This is a genomic window from Enterobacter soli ATCC BAA-2102 (genome assembly GCF_001654845.1).
GTDB classification, from domain to species: Bacteria; Pseudomonadota; Gammaproteobacteria; order Enterobacterales; family Enterobacteriaceae; genus Enterobacter; species Enterobacter soli.
In genome coordinates, this window is sequence record NZ_LXES01000064.1 from 1 (window position 1) to 1,181 (window position 1,181).

Annotated in this window: 1 protein-coding gene; it reads left to right on the forward strand. The window is 57.4% G+C overall.

Translation table 11 applies throughout. The features are described 5' to 3' along the window. The first annotated feature begins 32 nt into the window (after positions 1–32). A complete protein-coding gene (locus M987_RS23500; RefSeq protein ID WP_041162332.1) occupies positions 33–620 on the forward strand; it encodes a tyrosine-type DNA invertase in 588 nt (195 codons plus the stop codon). Positions 621–1,181: the final 561 nt, after the last annotated feature.

Consider the following 1,181-nt stretch of genomic DNA (forward strand, 5'->3'; position numbering starts at 1 on the left):
AACGTGACGGGCACGGAATGAAGGACAGTAATGTGATGAAAAGAAAGTACCTGACCCGGAGTGAAGTGTCGGGGATGATGGAAAGCGCCCTGTCGGTACGCAGCGGCGTGCGGGACCGGTGCATGATTATGTTCTGTTTCCATCACGGATTCCGCATCAGTGAGCTGCTCTGTCTGCGGATATCCGACATTGTCATCGCAGAGGGCTACATTACGGTACACCGTCTGAAGAACGGCTTTTCCACGGTACATCCGCTGCTGGCGGAAGAGCTGTCAGCGCTTCAGGCGTGGCTGGCAGAGCGCAGCGGGTGGAAAGGGGCCGGAAGCTGTGATGCCGTGTTCCTGTCCCGGCGAGGGGGGGCGATGTCACGGCAGCAGGCATACCGAATCATCCGGCGGTGCGGTGAGCTGGCCGGGGTGGGGGTGACAACGCATCCGCACATGCTGCGCCACGCCTGCGGGTACGCGCTGGCGGACAGGGGGGTGGACACCCGGCTGATACAGGACTATCTGGGACACCGCAATATCCGGCACACGGTGCGCTACACGGCGAGCAATGCCGGCCGGTTCAGGGGACTGTGGGAGCGGGAAGAGCGGGGGAAGGACACGGCATCAATTTGACAGTTGGGGCCAAACTGTTAACAGTTATAAATCTTATGTAAATTTTTGCCAGCATTAATTTTCAGTTTTTTCTGAAAAACCACATAACCCGCTGATTATCATCAGATAATATTTTTACACATTTCTCCCTTCCGGAGCCTCCGGACCGCCTTCCGGCCGTCATCCCGGAGCCATACTTTCCCGTCCGTTCACAGTCCGGTCCGTTACGGTTTCATTCTGTCAGTTAAAAACACTGAGCATGAGGCCTGCACGGAATCTGATATCACACATTTGCCACAAACCAGTGGATTACTCTGCCGGCACCCTCAATGAGTCAAAATGGCCCCAATTGTCTCATTCCCGGGATGCGGGGCCGGCTGAAAGGCACGGCGGAGACCGGCCGGTCCCCCTGAGTGGGTACCCCGGTCCCGGTCTCCGCGCTGTGGTGAACCAACACTGAATGACTAAAACCGACTCAGGGGTAAACATGAAAAAAATCCTTATCCTGTCCGCGCTGATGACCGCGCTGACGTCCGCCGGGGCGATGGCCGCCGACGCGAACATCAACTTCACCGGCACCGT